Origin of the sequence: Agromyces sp. C10, from assembly GCF_023217995.1 — a bacterium.
GTDB classification, from domain to species: Bacteria; Actinomycetota; Actinomycetes; order Actinomycetales; family Microbacteriaceae; genus Agromyces; species Agromyces indicus.
Window position 1 is genome coordinate 116,225 of record NZ_JALPSX010000011.1, and the last position, 17,203, is coordinate 133,427.

A 17,203-nucleotide genomic window follows, 5' to 3' on the forward strand; every position below is an offset into this window, starting at 1 on the left:
CGGATCAGAAGAACCCGAGCGGGTTCTCGCTGTAGCTGACGAGCAGGTTCTTCGTCTGCTGGTAGTGCGCGAGCGCCTGCTTGTTGTTCTCGCGGCCGATGCCGGAGGACTTGTAGCCGCCGAACGCGGCCCCCGCCGGGTAGGCGTGGTAGTTGTTCACCCACACCCGACCGGCCTGGATGTCGCGCCCCGCCCGGTACGCCTCGTTGCCGTTGCGGCTCCACACGCCGGCGCCGAGCCCGTACAGGGTGTCGTTGGCGATGCGGATCGCGTCGTCGTAGTCTCGGAAGCTCGTCACGGCGACGACTGGGCCGAAGATCTCCTCCTGGAAGAGCCGCATGCGGTTCTCGCCCTCGAAGATCGTCGGCGCGACGTAGTACCCCTCGCTGAGGTCGCCGCCGAGGTCGACGCGCTCGCCGCCGAGCAGCAGCTTCGCGCCCTCCTTCTTGCCGATGTCGATGTAGCTGAGGATCTTCTCCAGCTGGTCGTTCGAGGCCTGCGCGCCGACCTGCGTCTCGGTGTCGAGCGGGTTGCCCTGTCGCGCCTGCTTCGTGCGTTCGATCGCGTCGTCGAGGAACGTGTCGTAGATCGACTTCTGGATGAGCGAGCGGCTCGGGCAGGTGCACACCTCGCCCTGGTTGAACGCGAACAGGCTGAACCCCTCGAGCGCCTTGTCGTAGAAGGAGTCCCGCCGGTCGGCGACGGACTCGAACACGATGTTCGGGCTCTTGCCGCCGAGTTCGACGGTCGAGGGGATGATGTTGTTCGACGCGTACTGCAGGATGAGCCGGCCCGTGGTCGTTTCGCCCGTGAACGCGATCTTCCGGATGCGGTTGGAGGACGCGAGCGGCTTGCCGGCCTCGACGCCGAAGCCGTTGACGACGTTGAGCACGCCGGGCGGCAGGAGGTCGGCGATGAGCTCGACGAGCACGAGGATCGACACGGGCGTCTGCTCGGCCGGCTTCAGCACCACCGCGTTGCCCGCGGCGAGCGCCGGCGCGAGCTTCCACGTGGCCATGAGGAGCGGGAAGTTCCACGGGATGATCTGGCCGACGACGCCGAGCGGCTCGTCGAAGTGGTAGGCGACGGTGTCCTCGTCGAGCTGGGTGAAGCTGCCCTCCTGCGCGCGGATGAGGCTCGCGAAGTAGCGGAAATGGTCGCTCGCGAGCGGGAGGTCGGCGTTCAGCGGCTCGCGGATCGACTTGCCGTTGTCCCAGGTCTCGGCGACCGCGAGCAGCTCGCGGTGCTGGTCGATCCGGTCGGCGATGGCGTTCAGGATGCCGGCGCGATGCGCGGCGCTCGTGCGGCCCCAGGCGGGCGCAGCCCGGTGGGCGGCGTCCAGCGCGGCCTCGATGTCGGCGGCCGTGCCCCGGGCGACCTCGGTGAACGGCTTGCCGTTGACGGGCGAGATGTCCTCGAAGTAGGCGCCGCCCGCGGGCTTCACCCACTCCCCGCCGATGAAGTGCTCGTAGCGCGGCTTGAACTCGATCAGTGCGCCGGCGGTGCCGGGCGCGGCGTACACGGTCATCGTGTCTCCTCGTGACGTCGTCGTCATGCCCTCGGAGTGGGGCGGACGCCACGGTAGGCGCGCGGGCGTTGCGGACCGGTTGCCCTCGGGTTGCAACCCCGTTGCAGTCCACGCAGCGCGGTCAGCGCAGCGCGGACTCGATGCGCTCGAGGTGGGCGACCACCGACGCGCGACGCGGGGAGCGCGCCGGCAGGACCTGGAGCAGCGCGCGCCAGAGCGCGGCGTCGTAGCGGTGCTCGTCGCGCTCCGCGAAGGCGAGCAGCAGGTCGGGTGCGGCGTCGGCGAGCATCGACTCACGGAGGCGGCCCGCGAGTTCGTCGCGCAGCTCCACGATGCCGGGCGCGGCGGATGCGGGGAGCACCGGACCGGCGTAGTGCTCGAGCGCCTTGCGGAGCGCCCCCTGGCCGGCGAGCTTCGCCACGCGGGCGGCATCGAGGTCGAGCTCGCGGCCGAGGCGGTACGGGCGCGACTCGAGCGGCGGCTCCCCCGCCGCCTCGAGCACGCGGCGGAGCCGGGCGATCTCGGCGCGCAGCGTGACCGGCGAGGGGTCGCCCTCGTACACGAGCGCGGCGAGCCGCTCGGCGCCGAGCCCGCTCGGATGCCACGCGAGCAGGGTGAGGATCTCCGCGTGCCGCGGGCTGAGCTCGACGTCGCCGAGCCGCGGGCGCCGCTCGCCGAGCACCGTGAGCGCGGTGCGCGAGGGCGCGGGGACGGCGCGCAGGCGCGAACGGCGGATGGTGGCGTGCACGGCCGTCTCGAGGTTCGCGATGCGCAGTTCGGCCTCGACCGCCGCGACGGTCGCCGAGACGAGCGAGAGCGCGTGCGGGGCGACCGCGAGGTCGGTGCCCGTGATGTCGATCACGCCGAGCAGCGCGCCCGTCGCGGGGTCGTGCACGGGCGCGGCGGTGCAGCTCCACGGGTGCACGATCCGGTTGTAGTGCTCGGCACCGCGGATCTGGACCGGGCGATCCAGCTGCAGGGCGGTGCCCGGGGCGCTCGTGCCGACGCTCGACTCCGACCAGTCCGCGCCGGCGACGAACAGCATGTCCTCGGCACGGCGACGCAGGTGCGGGTCGCCCTCCACCCAGAGCAGCCGCCCCTGGGCGTCGCCGACGGCGACGACGAGCCCCGCGTCATCCGCCCCCTCGACGAGCAGCCTGCGGATCACCGGCATGACCGGCGCGAGGGCGTGACCGGCGCGGTACGCGCGGAAGGCGTCGTCGTCGAGGTCGATGGTCGGCAGCGCCCGGTCGGGGTCGATGGCGCCGCGGATGGCGCGCTCCCACGAGTCGCGCACGACGGGACGGAGGCTGAGCGGCACGACGCCGGTCGCGATGGCGTCCTCCTGGGCGCGCAGCAGCCGATCGCGCAGGTCGCGCGCGTCGCGCTCCCGCGGGTCGTGGCCTGGACTGCGCACGCCGACTCCGATCGCCGTCGATTCCGGATGCGGACAGCATAGACCTCCTCGCCCGGGCGTCGGCCGGTCGCCGACGGGACGGTCAGGCCGAGATGGCGGCGCGTCCGCGGGTGACGGCGTCGAGCAGCACGCGCTCGTCCTCGAGCCGGCGCACGTCGCCGCGCCCGGTGACGAGGGCCTGGCGCGTGAACGCCAGCCGCGTGGCATCCGCGATGAACCGCTGCACCTGCGCGGTGCGCGGCGGATGCTGCGCGCGGGCCCACGCGAGCGCGGCCCGCCGGCCCGACGGCGTCGAGAGGCCGGAGACCTCGTCGGGACTGAACCAGCCCGCGGCCGCGTACTCGGCGAGGCGGGTCCGAGTCACGCGCTGCTCCTCTCGGCGCAGCAGGATTGTCACGACGATCGCGCCGATGAAGATCGGGACCTGCACGGTGAAGTAGAGCGCCAGGGCGTCGGCGAACGCGAGCGAGCCGTTCCAGAACGCGTGGAGGAGGATCGCGGCGACCAGGCCGAGCAGGAACCACCCGATGACGCCCGCGCCGCCGCGGCGGGCGGCGATGCCGATCGCGATGCCCGTGCAGGCCGTGAAGAGCACGTGCGCGAATGGGGAGAAGATGCCACGGACGACGAACGTCGCCCCGAGCTCGCCCGCGCCGCCCTCGATGAGCGCCGCGCCGAAGTAGAGGATGTTCTCGGTGAAGGCGAAGCCCGCCGCGACGGTCGCGGCGTAGACCAGGCCGTCGACCGGCCCGTCGAAGTGCGACTTCGAGAACGCGTAGATGAGCAGGACGCCCACGCCCTTCGCGAGCTCCTCGACGATCGGCGCCTGCACGACCGCCTGCATGGTCGCATCGGCGCCGGCGCCGGCGGGGCTCGTCACCGCCACGAAGAGCTGCACGCCGAGGTCGACGATGAGCGCGATCGCGACCGAGACGGCCGCGCCCCAGAGGAAGGCGAACCACAGCGCCCACCGCGGTTCGGGCTCCCAGCGGTCGATCCACCGGACCGCGAGGAGCACGATCGCGAGCGGCACGAGCGCGACGAGCGTGCCGACCACGAGCACCGAGATGCCGAACGAGATCGCGAGGTAGGCGAAGACGAGCAGGCCCGCGAGCACCGCGACGGCGCTCAGCACCACGATGCCGGCGCCCGCGCCCCGCCGGGGCGGTGCCGCGGCCGGCCAGACGTGCAGGTGCGGTTGGGGTCCGGGCGCTGGCGTCGGCGTGAAGCTCACGCGGTGCAGCCTACCGAGCGGTGGCGGGTGCGGGCTCGAACATCACGCCCGGGTTGAGGATGCCGGCCGGGTCGAACACCTGTTTGATCCGGCGCTGGAGCTCGACCGACGCGTCGCCGAGCTCCTCGGCCAGCCAGCGCCGCTTCAGCAGGCCGACGCCGTGCTCGCCCGTGAGGGTGCCGCCGAGCCGCACGGCCGCACGGAACATCTCGTCGGCCGCGGCCCACACGTGCTCGGGCACCTCGTCGCCCTCGAAGACGAAGTTCGGATGCAGGTTGCCGTCGCCCGCGTGGGCCAGGGTGGGGATCTCGACGCCGTAGCGCTCACCGATCTCGGCGATCGCGCGGAACATCTGCGGCAGGCGCGAGCGCGGCACGGCGACGTCCTCGATGAGCACCTTGCCGCGCGATGCGAGCGCCGGGTGCATGGCCCGCCGGATGCCGAGGAGCCGTTCGCCGGTCGCGGCATCCGTCGATCGGGTCACGCGACCGCCGGCCTCGGCGAACGCGCGGGCGATCACGTCGGCCTCGGCGGCGGCGTCGCCCGCATCCGTCTGGGCGAGCAGGAACGTCTCCCCCGGTGCGAGGTCGGCGATCGGCGTGCCCGCGAGTTCGTCGGGCCCGAGGAACTCGGCGACGCGCCCGAGGCCCACGGCGTCGACGAGCTCGAGCAGGGCGGGGCGGATTCGTGCGGCGGCGACGCCCGCGGCGGCGACGCCGGCCGCCTCGACGTCGGGGAACGCGGCGGCCACGGTGTGGGTCTCGCCCGCCACGACGGGGCGGAGGCGCACGGTGGCCTCGACGATCACGCCGAGGGTGCCCTCGGAGCCGGTGAGCAGGGCGGTGAGGTCGTAGCCCGTGACGCCCTTGACGGTGCGGTGGCCCGTGCGCAGCAGCGTGCCGTCCGCGAGGACCACCGCGAGGCCCAGCACGCTCTCGCGCGTCACGCCGTACTTCGCGCAGAGGAGCCCGCCCGCGTTCGTGGCGATGTTGCCGCCGATCGACGAGATGGCGCGGCTCGCGGGGTCGGGCGCGTACCAGAGGCCGCGCTCCCGCGCGGCGCGGTCGAGGTCGCCGTTCAGCACGCCCGCCTCGACGACGGCGAGCTCGTCGACGTCGTCGAGCTCGAGGATCCGGTTCATCCGCGTGAGGTCGAGGACGATCGCGCCGCGGCTCGCGAGGGCCCCGCCGGCGAGGCCGGTGCCCGCCCCGCGCGGTACCACCGGGGTGCGCGTCTCGTGGGCCAGCCGCAGCACCTGCTGCACGTCGTCGACGGATGCCGCGTGCACGACGGCGAGCGCCGGGTGCTCGCTCACCCATCCGGAGCGGTCCTCGCGGACGGCGTCGAGGGCGGGGCCGCTGGTGACCACGGCGTCGCCGAGCGCGGCGGTGAGGCGGGTGAGGACGTCGTCGTGCATGCCGTCAGCGTACCCAGCGCAGCCATGTCCGATTTCCGCTATCCGGCGACGGCGGGGCGTGCGAGCCTTGAGGGGTGATGACCCCGACCGCCGCCCCCGTTCGGCCCCGCGACGCCGACCCGCTCGGCGACCCGGCGTTCGCCGAGCGCTACCGCGCCATGCTCGCGCGCGACGCCAGGTTCGACGGGCAGTTCATCACGGGCGTCCACTCCACGGGCATCTACTGCCGGCCGAGCTGCCCGGCCGTGCCGCCGAAGCCCGCGAACGTGACCTTCTACCGCACGGCGGCCGCCGCCCACGAGGCGGGCCTCCGCGCGTGCAAGCGCTGCCTCCCCGATGCCGTGCCGGGCTCGCCCGAGTGGGACCTCGACGACGACCTCGCCGCCCGCGCCATGCGCCTCATCGCCGACGGCGTCGTCGAGCGCGACGGCGTCCCGGGCCTCGCCGCCCGGCTCGGGTACACGCCGCGGCACCTGACCCGGGTCCTGTCCGCCGAACTCGGAGCCGGGCCGCTCGCGCTCGCCCGCGCCCACCGCGCGCAGACGGCGCGCACCCTGCTCGTGTCGACCGCGATGCCCGTCGCCGACGTCGCGTTCGCCTCGGGCTTCGGCAGCATCCGCCAGTTCAACGACACGATCCGCGCGGTGTACGAGCGCAGCCCGCTCGAGCTCCGCGCAGCGGGCGCGCGGGCGGCGGATGCCGCGACGGCCCTCGCCGCGGCCGACGCCGGCGTCGTGCGCCTGCACCTGCCCGCGCGTCCGCCCTTCGACGCGGCCGGCGTCTTCGCCTGGCTCGCGGCCCGAGCCGTCGACGGCGTGGAGGTCGCCGGCCCCGACCGCTTCGAACGCACGCTGGCGCTGCCCTCCGGTCCCGCCTCCGTCCGCCTCCGCGCCGCGGCGCGCGGCGCGGGCGTCGAGGTCGAGGTTCGTCTCACGGCGCTCGCCGACCTCGCGCCGCTCGTCGCCCGGGTCCGGCGCCTGTTCGACCTCGACGCCGACGCCGTCGCGATCGACGAGGCGCTCTCGGCCGACCCCGCGCTCGCCCCGTCGGTCGCGGCGGTGCCGGGCATCCGCATGCCCGGCGCGCTCGACGCGCACGAGCTCGTCGTGCGCGCACTGGTGGGCCAGCAGGTCTCGGTGGCCTCCGCGCGCACCGCCCTCGGCCGGCTCGCCGCGGCCCTCGGCGAATCGGTGGGCACCACCGGCCGACCGGGTCCGGCGCCGATCGACGCCGACGGACCCCGGCGGCTCTTCCCCACGCCGGCCGCGATCGCCGCCGAGGGCGCCTCGGTCCTGCGGGGACCGGCCGCCCGCATCCGGACGATCGTGGACGTGTGCGCTCGCCTGGCCTCCGGCGACCTCGTGGTCGCCCCCGAGCGCGAGCGCCACGAGCTCCGGGCCGACCTGCTCGCCGTGCCGGGGATCGGCCCGTGGACCGCCGGTTACCTGGCCATGCGCGTCACCCGCGAGCCCGACGAGCTCCTCGTGTCCGACCTCGCGCTCCGCAACGGCGCCGCGCGCCTCGGCCTGCCGGCCGACCAACGCGGGCTCGCGGAGCGCGGGGCGGCGTGGGCGCCGTGGCGCAGCTACGCGTCGATGCACCTGTGGCGCGCGGCATCCGCCTGACCCGCGTTGTCGACGTCACGGAGCATCGGAGCCCGGTCGTTGTACATCTCGCACAGCCGCCCGGCTGGACCGGTGGATAGTCTGGGGTGGTGAAGTTCGCGCACCTCCGAGTCGACGGCCAGCCCACCCCCCGACTCGCGACGGTGATCGGCGACGACGCGCTCTTCCTCGACGACCTCCTCCCCGACGCCCCGCGCGACCTGCAGGACCTGATCGAGCGCGGCCCCGACGCCCTCGACGACGTGCGCACCGCGGTCGCGACGGCCGTCGACCGCGGGGCGCCCACCACCCCCGTCGCCGAGCTCCGGCACTCCTCCGCGGTGCTCCGCCCCGCCCAGGTGCTCGCGATCGGCGCGAACTACGCCGCGCACGCCTCGGAGCTGAAGCTGCGCTCCGAATCCGCGATGACCATCTTCTCGCTGTGGCCCAACTCCCTGACCGGGCACGGCCAGACCACCGAGTGGGCCGGCGACGTCGCGACGCAGGTCGACTACGAGGCCGAGCTCGGCGTCATCATCGGCACGGCCGCGAAGGACGTCTCCCCCGTCGACGCCCTCGACCACGTCTGGGGCTACACCGTGGTCAACGACATCACGGCGCGCGACATCCAGTTCAGCGAGGCCCAGTGGTCGCGCTGCAAGTCGTTCGACGGCTTCACCCCCACGGGCCCGGTCGTCGTCACCGCCGACGAGATCGCCGACCCGCAGGACCTCTGGCTCACCACGAACCTCGACGGGCACATCCTCCAGGACGCGTCGACGAACGAGATGGTGCGCAGCGTGGCCGAGATCATCTCGTACCTGTCGAAGACCGCGACGCTCCCGCCCGGCACCCTCATCTCGACGGGCAGCCCCGGCGGCGCCGGCTACAGCCGCAACCCGCAGGTGTTCCTGAAGGACGGCTCCACCGTCACCGTCAGCATCGAGGGCATCGGCTCGCTCACCACGCACTGCCGCGTGGTCTGACGCGCCGCACGCAGCGACGGTGAAGGGAGCGGATGCCGCGGCATCCGCCCCCTTCACCGTCGCCGCGGACTCAGTCGCTCGGCTCGCCCTTGCGCTCGATCGCCGGGATCGCCTCGGTGATCGGGTGCACGCCGGACAGTCGCGACGGCGAGAGCTGCCGCGTCACGTCCTCGCGGGTCATGAGGCCGGCCTCCACGACGAGGTCGGCGACCGGGCGACCCGTGGCGAGCGCCTGCTTGGCGAGCTTCGCCGCCTCGGTGTAGCCGATGAACGGGATGAGGGCGGTGATGACGCCGACGCTCGAGGCGACCTGCGCCTCGAGTCGCTCCGTGTTCGCCGTGATGCCGTCGACGCAGTTCACTCGCAGCGTCCAGCACGCCTGCCGCATCCAGGTGATCGACTGGAGCAGGGAGTGCGCGATGACCGGCTCGAACGCGTTCAGCTGCAGCTGGCCGTTCTCGGCGGCCATCATGACCGTGACATCCGCCCCCGCGACCGCATAGGCGACCTGGCTCACGGCCTCGGGGATGACCGGGTTCACCTTGCCGGGCATGATGCTGGAGCCCGCCTGCTTCGGCGGGAGGTTGATCTCGGCCAGGCCCGCCTGCGGACCGGAGGAGAGCAGGCGCAGGTCGTTGCAGATCTTCGAGAGCTTGATCGCGCTGCGCTTCAGCGCACTCGAGAAGGTCATGAACACGCCGGTGTCGCTCGTCGCTTCGACGAGGTCGGGCGCGGTCTCGAGGTGCTGCCCGGTGATCTCGCTGAGATGGCGCACCACGGATGCCGCGTAGCCCGGGTCGGCCGTGATGCCGGTGCCGATCGCCGTGGCGCCGAGGTTCACCTCGGAGAGCAGCTTGATCGTCTCGCGGAGGCGAGCGATGTCCTCGCCGAGCGTCGTGGCGAAGCTGTGGAACTCCTGCCCGAGCGTCATCGGGACCGCGTCCTGCAGCTGGGTGCGGCCGACCTTCAGCACCTCGTGGAACTCGCGGCCCTTGCGGCCGAATGAGATGCGCAGCTGGTCGAGCTGGATGAGCATGGTCGTCAGCGACGCGGTCATCGCGAGCTTCAGCGCGGTCGGGTACGTGTCGTTCGTCGACTGGCTGCGGTTGACGTCGTCGATCGGGTGGAGCACGTCGTAGCGCGCCTTGCCGTATCCGGCGATCTCGAGCGCGACGTTGGTGATGACCTCGTTCGCGTTCATGTTCGTCGACGTTCCCGCGCCGCCCTGGATGACGCCGACCACGAACTGGTCGTGGAACTCGCCGTCGATGATGCGCTGGCAGGCCTCCTCGATCCACGCCTGCTTCTGCGGCTCGAGCGCGCCGAGTTCCTTGTTGGCGCGCGCCGCCGCCTGCTTGACCTGCGCGAGGGCGACCACGAGCTCCGGGTAGACCGAGATGGGTCGCTTGGAGATCGGGAAGTTCTCGAGCGCGCGCATGGTGTGCACGCCCCAGTACGCGTCGGCCGGAACCTCGACCGAGCCGAGCGAGTCGGTCTCGGTGCGGGTCGGGCCCAGGTGGTTCGCGGTGATCGCCGGATCCTCAGCGGATTCGCTCACGGCGGTCGGGTGGGATGGTCGGATCGTCGACACGTATGGCTCCATCGCCTCTTCGGGTGCGCGGGATCGCCGCGCAGGGTCGATTCGAGCCTACTCGCGGGGCCCGCGGCGCCGTTCGCAGCGGCCCGGCGCTTCCATGCGTGGCCGAGCGGTCGGTGCAGCTTTCGTGCGCCGCCCGTCCGGTCGATGAGCATGACCGCGTGCACGATCGCGATGGCGGTGATCGCGGGCACGAACGTCGGGCGCCCGGAGGCGGACATGATGCCCTGCCGCGAGGCGAGCAGGCCGAGCACCTCGAGGGAACCGAGGCGCTGCTCCGCGGCTTCTACGGCTGACCGGAGTCGATGCCGGCGACCTCGAACAGGCGCCATCGGCCGGGCACGCCCTTCAGTGCGTGCTCGCCGCGGTCCTCGAACCGGATCGGCGATCCGACCACGAGGTCCTTCACCGTCCCCGAGACGAGCACCCGACCGGCCCCGGCCAGCGCCATGACCCGCGCCGCGATGTGGACGGCGATGCCGGCGACGTCGCCGTCGTGCAGTTCGACCTCGCCGCTGTGCAGCCCGGCGCGGATGTCGATGCCCAGCGTCCGGACGGCACTCGCGATCTCCGATGCGCAGCGCACGGCGCGCGCGGGCCCGTCGAAGATCGCCAGGAAGCCGTCGCCCGTGGTGCCGATCTCCCTCCCCCGGTACCGCTCGAGCTGCGTGCGCACGAGCGCGTCGTGCGCGTCCTTCAGGTCCAGCCAGCGGCGGTCGCCGAGCCGGGCGGCCGCATCGGTCGAGCCGACGATATCGGTGAAGAGCACCGTGGCGAGGACCCGGTCGTCGACGGTCTCCGCGCGATCGCCGGTGAGGAACTCCCCGATGCGGTCGAGCACCGGATCCGCGTCGACGAAGGGCGGGTACCAGTCGGCGCCAGGCAGCTCGGCGTACGTCGCGCCCGGGATGTGCTCGGCGAGGTACCTGCCCATCGCCACCCGGTAGTGCCGGTTGCCCGCGCGGTGCAGCACGAGCGTGGGGACGTTGATGCTCGGCAGCACCGACCGCACGTCGAGGTGGAGGACCCAGCGGTAGATCCGCGTCGCCGTCGCCGGCGACGCCGACAGGCGCATGTAGCGGCCGGCCCAGCGCTGCATCTGGGGGTCGTCGGCGACGCCCGGAGCCGAGAGCGGCAGGACGACGTCGCCGCGGCCCCAGCCCCGCTCCCACTCGACGAGGAGCTTCTCGGAGGTCTCCTCGGGCATCCCGATCGGGTAGTCGGGGGCCCGGAGCATCCGAGCGAACGTGTTGACGAGCACCAGGGCGCGCGTGCGCTGCGGGTACGTGGCCGCGAACGTCATCGCCATCGGGCCGCCCTCGGCGTCGCCGAGGAGCGCGGCGCTCCCGGAGCCGACGGCATCGAGCACCGCGCGCGCGTCGTCCATCCAGTGCTCGAGCGTCGGCAGCGCGTTCATGGGCACCGGATCGGAGAGGCCGGCGCCGCGCTTGTCGAAGCAGATGACCCGCGCGTAGCGGGAGAGCCGGTCGAGGTAGCGGGCCATCGACGGGTGCTCGGTGATGACCTCGATGTTGCTCGCCCAGTTGCCGATGACGAGGAGGTCGAGCGGGCCGTGCCCGAACACGCGATAGGCGACGTAGCCGTCCTCGGTCGCCGCGTACCCGGGCTCGTCGGGTCGCGCCGCCCGGATCGGCCGCCCGTGCTCGCGCATCGTCCTCCTCCGAGCGCCAGACTACGCCCGCACCGCCGCGATGCGCCGGTGGCCGACACAGCCGACGCCCCGGTCGCGTGGACCGGGGCGCCGGGCGGATCGCGGGTCAGATGAAGGCGAACGGCACGAACGGCAGCAGGAACAGCCCGAACGCGACCGTGGCGAGGGCCGCGATCGCGACGCCGGCCAGGACCACGGCGTTCAGCACGATGCCCCAGATCGCCATCGTGCGCGCGGCGGGCTCGCGCTTCAGCGCGAGGATGCCGAGCACGAGGCCCGCGGCCGGCACGACGAAGGTGAAGCCGGCGACGAACGAGACGAGGCCGAGCACGAGGCTCGAGATGGCGAAGCCGCGCTGCTCCTCGACGACGGGCGCGGATCCGACGGCGTAAGGCGACGCGTCGTCGCCGGCGTAGGGCGACGCGTCGTCGCCGGGCGACGACGTCGCGGTCGGAGTGGTCATGGGATCGGTTGCGGTGGTCATCGCGGGGTTCTCCTGTTCGAGCGGATGCCTCAACGCTACGGAGCCCTCCGGAGCCGCGGTATGGGGTGAACCCCCGGATCCGCGGGGCGGCTGACGCGAGGGCGGCCTCACCGGGTAGCATCCGTGCAGCCCCCACCACGACCCGATCGGAGCCCTATGCCCCTGCCCTGGACCCTGCACGGCGACGGCGCCCACGTCGCGCCCGGCGACGTCGTCGCCCCCGGCGAGCGCCTCTCCTGGCCGCGCACCATCGGCCTCGGCGCGCAGCACGTCGTCGCCATGTTCGGCGCGACGTTCCTCGTGCCCATCATCACGGGCTTCCCGCCCGCCACCACCCTGTTCTTCTCGGGCATCGGCACGATCCTGTTCCTGCTCGTCACGGGCAACCGGGTGCCGAGCTACCTCGGTTCGTCGTTCGCGTTCATCGCGCCGATCACGGCCGCGATGGCCGCCGAGGGCGTCGCCGATCCGATGGGGGCGGCGCTGTTCGGCATCGTCGTGGTGGGCGTACTGCTCGCGGTGGTCGGACTCGTGGTGCAGTTCGCGGGCTCGCGGTGGATCGACGTCCTCATGCCCCCCGTGGTGGCCGGCGCCATCGTGGCGCTCATCGGCCTGAACCTCGCCCCCGTAGCCAAGGCCAACTTCCAGGAGGCCCCGCTCACGGCCCTCGTGACCCTCGTGGCGGTGCTCGTCGCGAGCGTCGCGTTCCGCGGCATCCTCGGGCGCATGTCGATCCTCCTCGGCGTCCTCGTCGGCTACGCCGTCGCGGTCGTGCAGGGCGAGGTGGACTTCGCCGCGGTCGGCGAGGCCGCGTGGGTCGGGCTGCCGCAGTTCCACCTCCCCGCGAACCCGCTGGCGGATGCCGCGGTCTGGGGACTCCTGCCGGCGTTCCTGCCCGTGGTGCTCGTGCTCGTCGCGGAGAACGTCGGCCACATCCGCGGCGTCGCGCAGATGACCGACCAGCGCGTGAACGCGTACACCGGCCGGGCCCTGTTCGCCGACGGACTCGCGACGACCCTCGCCGGCTTCTTCGGCGGCTCGGGCACCACGACGTACGGCGAGAACATCGGCGTCATGGCCGCCACGCGCGTGTACTCGACCGCGGCGTACTGGGTGGCCGGGTCGTTCGCGGTGCTGCTCGGCCTGTCTCCGAAGGTCGGCGCGATCATCAACACGATCCCTCCGGGCGTGCTGGGCGGCGTGACGACGGCGCTGTACGGGCTCATCGGCGTCATCGGCGTGAAGATCTGGGTCGACAACCGCGTCGACTTCACGAACCCCGTGAACCAGTTCACCGCGGCGACGGCGCTCGTCATCGGGATCGCCGACTTCACGTTCAACGCCGGCGAGGTCGTGTTCAACGGCATCGCGCTCGGCACGATCGCCGCGATCGCGATCTACCACCTCATGAACGGCATCGCCCGGCTCCGCGGCACCGCGGCACCGGCGGAGCAGCCGGTCACGGGCGCGAGCGCGACGCCCGCACCCGACGCCCGCCACTGAGGCGAGACGACGAACGGCGGATGCCGCGGGGCGAGGTCCCCGCGGCATCCGCCGTTTCCGGTACTGCGTGCGGCTAGCCGGCGATGAGCGTCTCGACCGGGCCGCGCGTGAAGTAGATCACGAAGCCGACGGCCACGATCCACAGGAGCGGGCTGATCTCACGCGCCTTGCCCGACAGCGCGCGCACGACGACCCAGCTGACGAAGCCCGCGCCGATGCCGTTGGCGATGGAGTACGTCAGCGGCATGACCGTGACCGTGAGGAACACGGGCAGCAGGACGCTGAAGTCCGACAGGTCGATGCCGCGGATCTGCGACATCATCAGCGCGCCGACGATGACGAGGGCCGCGGCGGCGACCTCGGACGGCACGATCGACGTGAGCGGGGTCAGGAACATCGCGAGGAGGAAGAGGACGCCGGTGACGAGGTTCGCCAGGCCGGTGCGCGCGCCCTCGCCGATCCCGGACCCGGACTCGATGAAGACCGTGTTCGACGAGCTCGACGTGAACCCGCCCGCGACCGCGCCGACGCCCTCGACGACGAGCGCCGAACGCAGGCGCGGGAAGTCGCCCTTCGCGTCGGCGAGGCCGGCCTCCTTCGACAGGCCGGTCATGGTGCCGAGGGCATCGAAGAAGTTGGTGAACACGAGCGTGAACACGAGCATGAGCGCGGCGAGCACGCCGATGCGCTCGAAGCTGCCGAGGCTCACCTGGCCGACGAGCGACAGGTCGGGCAGGCTCACCCACTGGGCGGGCAGCTCGGGCACCGACAGCCCCCAGCCCTCGGGGTTCACCGTCCCGTCGGCGCCCGCCTTCGGGCCGAGGTCGAGGATCGACTCGAGCACGAGCGCGAGCACCGTGCCCGAGAGCAGGCCGATGAGGATGCCGCCCTTCACCCGCAGCGCGACGAGCACGCCCGTCGCGAGGAGCGTCGCGACGAACACGAGCGTGGGGATGGTCGAGACCGATCCGTCGACCCCGAGGCCGACGGGCGGCGACGCGGCGCCGGTCGCGGTGACGAAGCCCGCGTCGACGAAGCCGATGAAGGCGATGAACAGGCCGATTCCGACGGTGATCGCGAGCTTCAGCTGCATCGGCACGGCCTCGAAGATGAGGCGGCGGAGGCCCGTCGCGGCGAGCAGGACGATCACGAGCCCGTTGATGAGGACGAGGCCCATCGCCTCCGGCCAGGTGACCTGGCCGACGACGGACACCGCGAGGAACGAGTTGATGCCGAGCCCGGCCGCGAACGCGAACGGCAGCCGCGCGACGACGCCGAACAGGATCGTCATGACGCCGGCCGTGAGCCCGGTGACGGCGGCGACCTGGGCGAAGTCGAGGTTGTCGCCCGCGACGTCCGTGCCGCTCGAGAGGATGATCGGGTTGAGGATGACGATGTAGGCCATCGTCACGAACGTGACGATGCCGCCTCGCACCTCGGCGGAGATGCTCGAGCCGCGCTTCGTGATCTCGAAGTAGCGGTCGAGCGCGCCTCCGGCGCGCGACGGCGATTCGGGTTCGGGTCGGTGTTCGGTCTCGGTCGCGGTCATGTGGTCCCCGGGTCGGGAGGCGCCGGTGGGGCGCCTCGGCTGCGGTCCGCTCGGGCGAGCGGGGGTCGGAGCGGGACGACGGCGGCCCGGACGAGGTGACGGCGGCTCAGCCGCCCGTGCCATGCAACGCCGGCACGATCAGATAGATTCCGAACAGCACGGCCGAGCCGCTCAGTCCGAAGCATATCCACGCCGCGACCACGGCCGCGCGCTTCTGCGCATCGGTGAGCGGGCTCTTCCTGGCGGCCTTCTCGGCGCGCCTGGCGGCCTTCGCGGCCTGCTCGGGCGTCACGACCGTGATCGCGTCGGTGAACGTCGCGGGCGCCACCACGGGCGTGCGGCCGCCGACGGTCAGCAGCCGGAGGCCGAGCGCGTAGAGGCTGACGACCACGCCCGCGCCGAGGAGCGACGCGGCGAGCACGATCACGAACGCCATCCAGTCGATCACCTGGCCACCTTCTTCGGCTTCGGGTCGCGCTTGATCTTCACGGCGCGACCGGAGTCGGCGACCTCGCTCAGCACGTTGTGGTGCGACACCTCGTCGCGGCGCGACCACAGGTAGATGCCGCCGATGATCGCCGCGGCGCCGAAGGCCGCGATGAGCACCCCGGTGACCCCGGTCTGGGCGATCAGCGCGGCGAGCGCGCCCACGCCGCCGGCTGCCGGCAGGGTGAGCAGCCACCCGACGCCGATGCGACCCGCCGTGCGCCAGCGGACCGTGGAACCACGCCGGCCGAGGCCCGATCCGATCACCGAACCCGAGGCGACCTGCGTGGTCGAGAGCGCGAAGCCGAGGTGGCTGGACGCGAGGATCGTCGCGGCGGTGGAGGTCTCGGCGGCGAAGCCCTGGGCGGGCTTCACGTCGGTCAGGCCCGTGCCGAGGGTCTTGATGATGCGCCATCCGCCCATGTACGTGCCGAGGGCGATCGCGACGGCGCACGTCACGACGACCCAGAACTCCGGCCCCGAGCCGACCGGCTGCATGCCCACCGAGATCAGGGTCAGCGTGATGACGCCCATCGTCTTCTGCGCGTCGTTCGTGCCGTGCGCGAGCGCCACGAGGGAGCTCGAGAAGATCTGCGCGTACCGGAAGCCGTCGCGTCCGTCGGGCTTGCCGTCGTGGCGGCGCGTGATCGCGTAGGCGAGCTTGGTGGCGGTGAACGCGACGAGTCCCGCCGTGAGCGGGGCGAGCAGGGCGGGCAGGATGATCTTCGACATCACCACGCCGCCGTCGATGGCCTGCAGCCCGAAGCCGACGAGCGCGGCGCCGATCAGGCCGCCGAACAGCGCGTGGCTCGACGACGAGGGCAGGCCGAGCAGCCACGTGATCATGTTCCACGTGATCGCCCCGATGAGGCCGGCGAAGATGAGCTCGGGCGTGATGAACACGCCGCCCTCGCCCTCGCGGATGAGCCCGCCCGAGATGGTCTTCGCGACCTCGGTGGACAGGAAGGCGCCGATCAGGTTCAGCACCGCGGCCAGGCCGACGGCGACCTTCGGCCGGAGCGCCCCGGTGGCGATGGGCGTGGCCATCGCGTTCGCCGTGTCGTGGAACCCGTTCGTGAAGTCGAAGAAGAGCGCCAGCGCGATGACCAGCACGACGATGAGAGTGAGATCCACCGGCGTCTTTCCGTGAGATCGGGTGAGGGATTCACCTGCTGTTCACGCAGGAGGGGTTGCGGATGTCGGCGAGCGCCGAGCCCCGATGATCCTACGCGACGTGATCCCGGTGATCCACCACGCTCGCGAGGTCGGCGCCGAAGGTGAAGGTGCGTCGCACGCGGCCGCCGGCGAGCACGCCCGGCAGCCAGTGCTTCGCGTCGTCCCACATCTCCGCGAGCGGCACCCGGTCGACGTCGAACCACTCCGGGTCGAGCTCGTCGGATGCCGCGGGCACGCCCGTGAACGTGCGCGTGACGAACACGCTCGACTCCTGGCTCCACGCCTCGCGATGCGGGAACAGGTACGTCAACCGCCCGCGCGCCTCGAGGTCGGCGGCGCGGACGGTGACGCCCGACTCCTCGTGGACCTCGCGCACGGCCGCCTCGACCGCGGTCTCTCCCGGCTCGAGCTTGCCGCCGAGCCCCACGAAGTACCCGCGTCCGAGGCCGTGCTTCTTGCGGCCGAGGAGCACCTGGGTGCGGCCCTCGGACTCGCGCAGCAGGTAGCAGACGCAGACCTGCGGCAGCGGCATCCGTGGTTCGGTCATCGG

General features: G+C 72.6%; 15 protein-coding genes. 4 read left to right on the top strand and 11 right to left on the bottom strand.

All coding sequences use genetic code 11. The features are described from left to right. Positions 1–4 precede the first annotated feature (4 nt). The 4 genes from M1L56_RS13480 to M1L56_RS13495 form a co-directional block, all read right to left on the bottom strand. A complete protein-coding gene (locus tag M1L56_RS13480; protein WP_248599619.1) occupies positions 5–1,528 on the bottom strand; it encodes an aldehyde dehydrogenase family protein in 1,524 nt (507 codons plus the stop codon). Between the two features lie 121 nt (positions 1,529–1,649). Further along, positions 1,650–2,945, bottom strand: coding sequence for a GAF domain-containing protein (locus M1L56_RS13485; protein ID WP_248599620.1), 1,296 nt, complete (start codon positions 2,943–2,945; stop codon positions 1,650–1,652). Positions 2,946–3,027: 82 nt separating this feature from the next. Further along, a complete protein-coding gene (locus tag M1L56_RS13490; RefSeq protein ID WP_248599621.1) occupies positions 3,028–4,179 on the bottom strand; it encodes a PrsW family intramembrane metalloprotease in 1,152 nt (383 codons plus the stop codon). A 10-nt stretch (positions 4,180–4,189) separates the two neighbouring features. After that, entirely contained in the window at positions 4,190–5,596 is a 1,407-nt protein-coding gene (locus M1L56_RS13495) for an FAD-binding oxidoreductase (protein WP_248599622.1), read from the bottom strand. A gap of 77 nt (positions 5,597–5,673) precedes the next feature. Here M1L56_RS13495 and M1L56_RS13500 point away from each other — a divergent pair, with 77 nt between their 5' ends. Together M1L56_RS13500 and M1L56_RS13505 are read left to right on the top strand one after the other, a co-directional pair. After that, a complete protein-coding gene (locus M1L56_RS13500) occupies positions 5,674–7,221 on the top strand; it encodes an AlkA N-terminal domain-containing protein (RefSeq protein ID WP_282573644.1) in 1,548 nt (515 codons plus the stop codon). 89 nt (positions 7,222–7,310) lie between these two features. Next, entirely contained in the window at positions 7,311–8,186 is an 876-nt protein-coding gene (locus tag M1L56_RS13505; RefSeq protein ID WP_248599623.1) for a fumarylacetoacetate hydrolase family protein, read from the top strand. Between the two features lie 70 nt (positions 8,187–8,256). On the opposite strand, the gene M1L56_RS13510 is transcribed toward M1L56_RS13505, so the two are convergent. Then, positions 8,257–9,789, bottom strand: coding sequence for an aspartate ammonia-lyase (locus M1L56_RS13510; protein WP_082846943.1), 1,533 nt, complete (start codon positions 9,787–9,789; stop codon positions 8,257–8,259). A 155-nt stretch (positions 9,790–9,944) separates the two neighbouring features. Between M1L56_RS13510 and M1L56_RS15985 the strand changes: the two genes are divergently transcribed. Beyond that, positions 9,945–10,079, top strand: a complete 135-nt coding sequence (locus M1L56_RS15985; RefSeq protein ID WP_282573607.1) for a hypothetical protein — start codon at positions 9,945–9,947, stop codon at positions 10,077–10,079. On the opposite strand, the gene M1L56_RS13515 is transcribed toward M1L56_RS15985, so the two are convergent. Next, on the bottom strand, positions 10,070–11,455 hold the full coding sequence (locus M1L56_RS13515) for an adenylate/guanylate cyclase domain-containing protein (RefSeq protein WP_248599624.1): 1,386 nt from the start codon (positions 11,453–11,455) through the stop codon (positions 10,070–10,072). The two genes, M1L56_RS15985 and M1L56_RS13515, sit on opposite strands and share 10 nt — an antisense overlap. A 106-nt stretch (positions 11,456–11,561) precedes the next feature. Continuing rightward, positions 11,562–11,939, bottom strand: coding sequence for a DUF4190 domain-containing protein (locus M1L56_RS13520; RefSeq protein ID WP_248599625.1), 378 nt, complete (start codon positions 11,937–11,939; stop codon positions 11,562–11,564). A gap of 156 nt (positions 11,940–12,095) precedes the next feature. Between M1L56_RS13520 and M1L56_RS13525 the strand changes: the two genes are divergently transcribed. Further along, positions 12,096–13,442 carry a uracil-xanthine permease family protein gene (locus tag M1L56_RS13525; RefSeq protein WP_248599626.1) on the top strand — a complete coding sequence of 449 codons (1,347 nt, stop codon included), beginning with the start codon at positions 12,096–12,098 and terminating at the stop codon, positions 13,440–13,442. Positions 13,443–13,515: 73 nt separating this feature from the next. On the opposite strand, the gene M1L56_RS13530 is transcribed toward M1L56_RS13525, so the two are convergent. From M1L56_RS13530 to M1L56_RS13545, 4 genes are all read right to left on the bottom strand, one after another. Then, positions 13,516–14,991: an NCS2 family permease gene (locus tag M1L56_RS13530; RefSeq protein WP_248599627.1), complete on the bottom strand. Its 1,476-nt coding sequence runs from the start codon at positions 14,989–14,991 to the stop codon at positions 13,516–13,518. Positions 14,992–15,097: 106 nt separating this feature from the next. Then, on the bottom strand, positions 15,098–15,439 hold the full coding sequence (locus M1L56_RS13535) for a peptidase (RefSeq protein WP_231878523.1): 342 nt from the start codon (positions 15,437–15,439) through the stop codon (positions 15,098–15,100). Then, positions 15,436–16,611 carry an inorganic phosphate transporter gene (locus M1L56_RS13540; protein WP_248599628.1) on the bottom strand — a complete coding sequence of 392 codons (1,176 nt, stop codon included), beginning with the start codon at positions 16,609–16,611 and terminating at the stop codon, positions 15,436–15,438. The genes M1L56_RS13535 and M1L56_RS13540 overlap by 4 nt, the downstream gene beginning before the upstream one ends. A gap of 91 nt (positions 16,612–16,702) precedes the next feature. Next, the gene (locus M1L56_RS13545; protein WP_248599629.1) at positions 16,703–17,200 is read right to left on the bottom strand and encodes an 8-oxo-dGTP diphosphatase; all 498 of its coding nucleotides are present in this window, start codon (positions 17,198–17,200) and stop codon (positions 16,703–16,705) included. Between the last annotated feature and the right edge of the window lie 3 nt (positions 17,201–17,203).

What these genes read in the sequence shown, in the direction of transcription:
- M1L56_RS13480 (WP_248599619.1), bottom strand. Translation starts at nt 1,528, where the DNA reads ATGACCGTGTACGCCGCGCCCGGCACCGCCGGCGCACTGATCGAGTTC.
- M1L56_RS13495 (WP_248599622.1), bottom strand. Translation starts at nt 5,596, where the DNA reads ATGCACGACGACGTCCTCACCCGCCTCACCGCCGCGCTCGGCGACGCC.
- M1L56_RS13500 (WP_282573644.1), top strand. Translation starts at nt 5,674, where the DNA reads ATGACCCCGACCGCCGCCCCCGTTCGGCCCCGCGACGCCGACCCGCTC.
- M1L56_RS13510 (WP_082846943.1), bottom strand. Translation starts at nt 9,789, where the DNA reads ATGGAGCCATACGTGTCGACGATCCGACCATCCCACCCGACCGCCGTG.
- M1L56_RS13515 (WP_248599624.1), bottom strand. Translation starts at nt 11,455, where the DNA reads ATGCGCGAGCACGGGCGGCCGATCCGGGCGGCGCGACCCGACGAGCCC.
- M1L56_RS13520 (WP_248599625.1), bottom strand. Translation starts at nt 11,939, where the DNA reads ATGACCACCGCAACCGATCCCATGACCACTCCGACCGCGACGTCGTCG.
- M1L56_RS13525 (WP_248599626.1), top strand. Translation starts at nt 12,096, where the DNA reads ATGCCCCTGCCCTGGACCCTGCACGGCGACGGCGCCCACGTCGCGCCC.
- M1L56_RS13530 (WP_248599627.1), bottom strand. Translation starts at nt 14,991, where the DNA reads ATGACCGCGACCGAGACCGAACACCGACCCGAACCCGAATCGCCGTCG.
- M1L56_RS13545 (WP_248599629.1), bottom strand. Translation starts at nt 17,200, where the DNA reads ATGACCGAACCACGGATGCCGCTGCCGCAGGTCTGCGTCTGCTACCTG.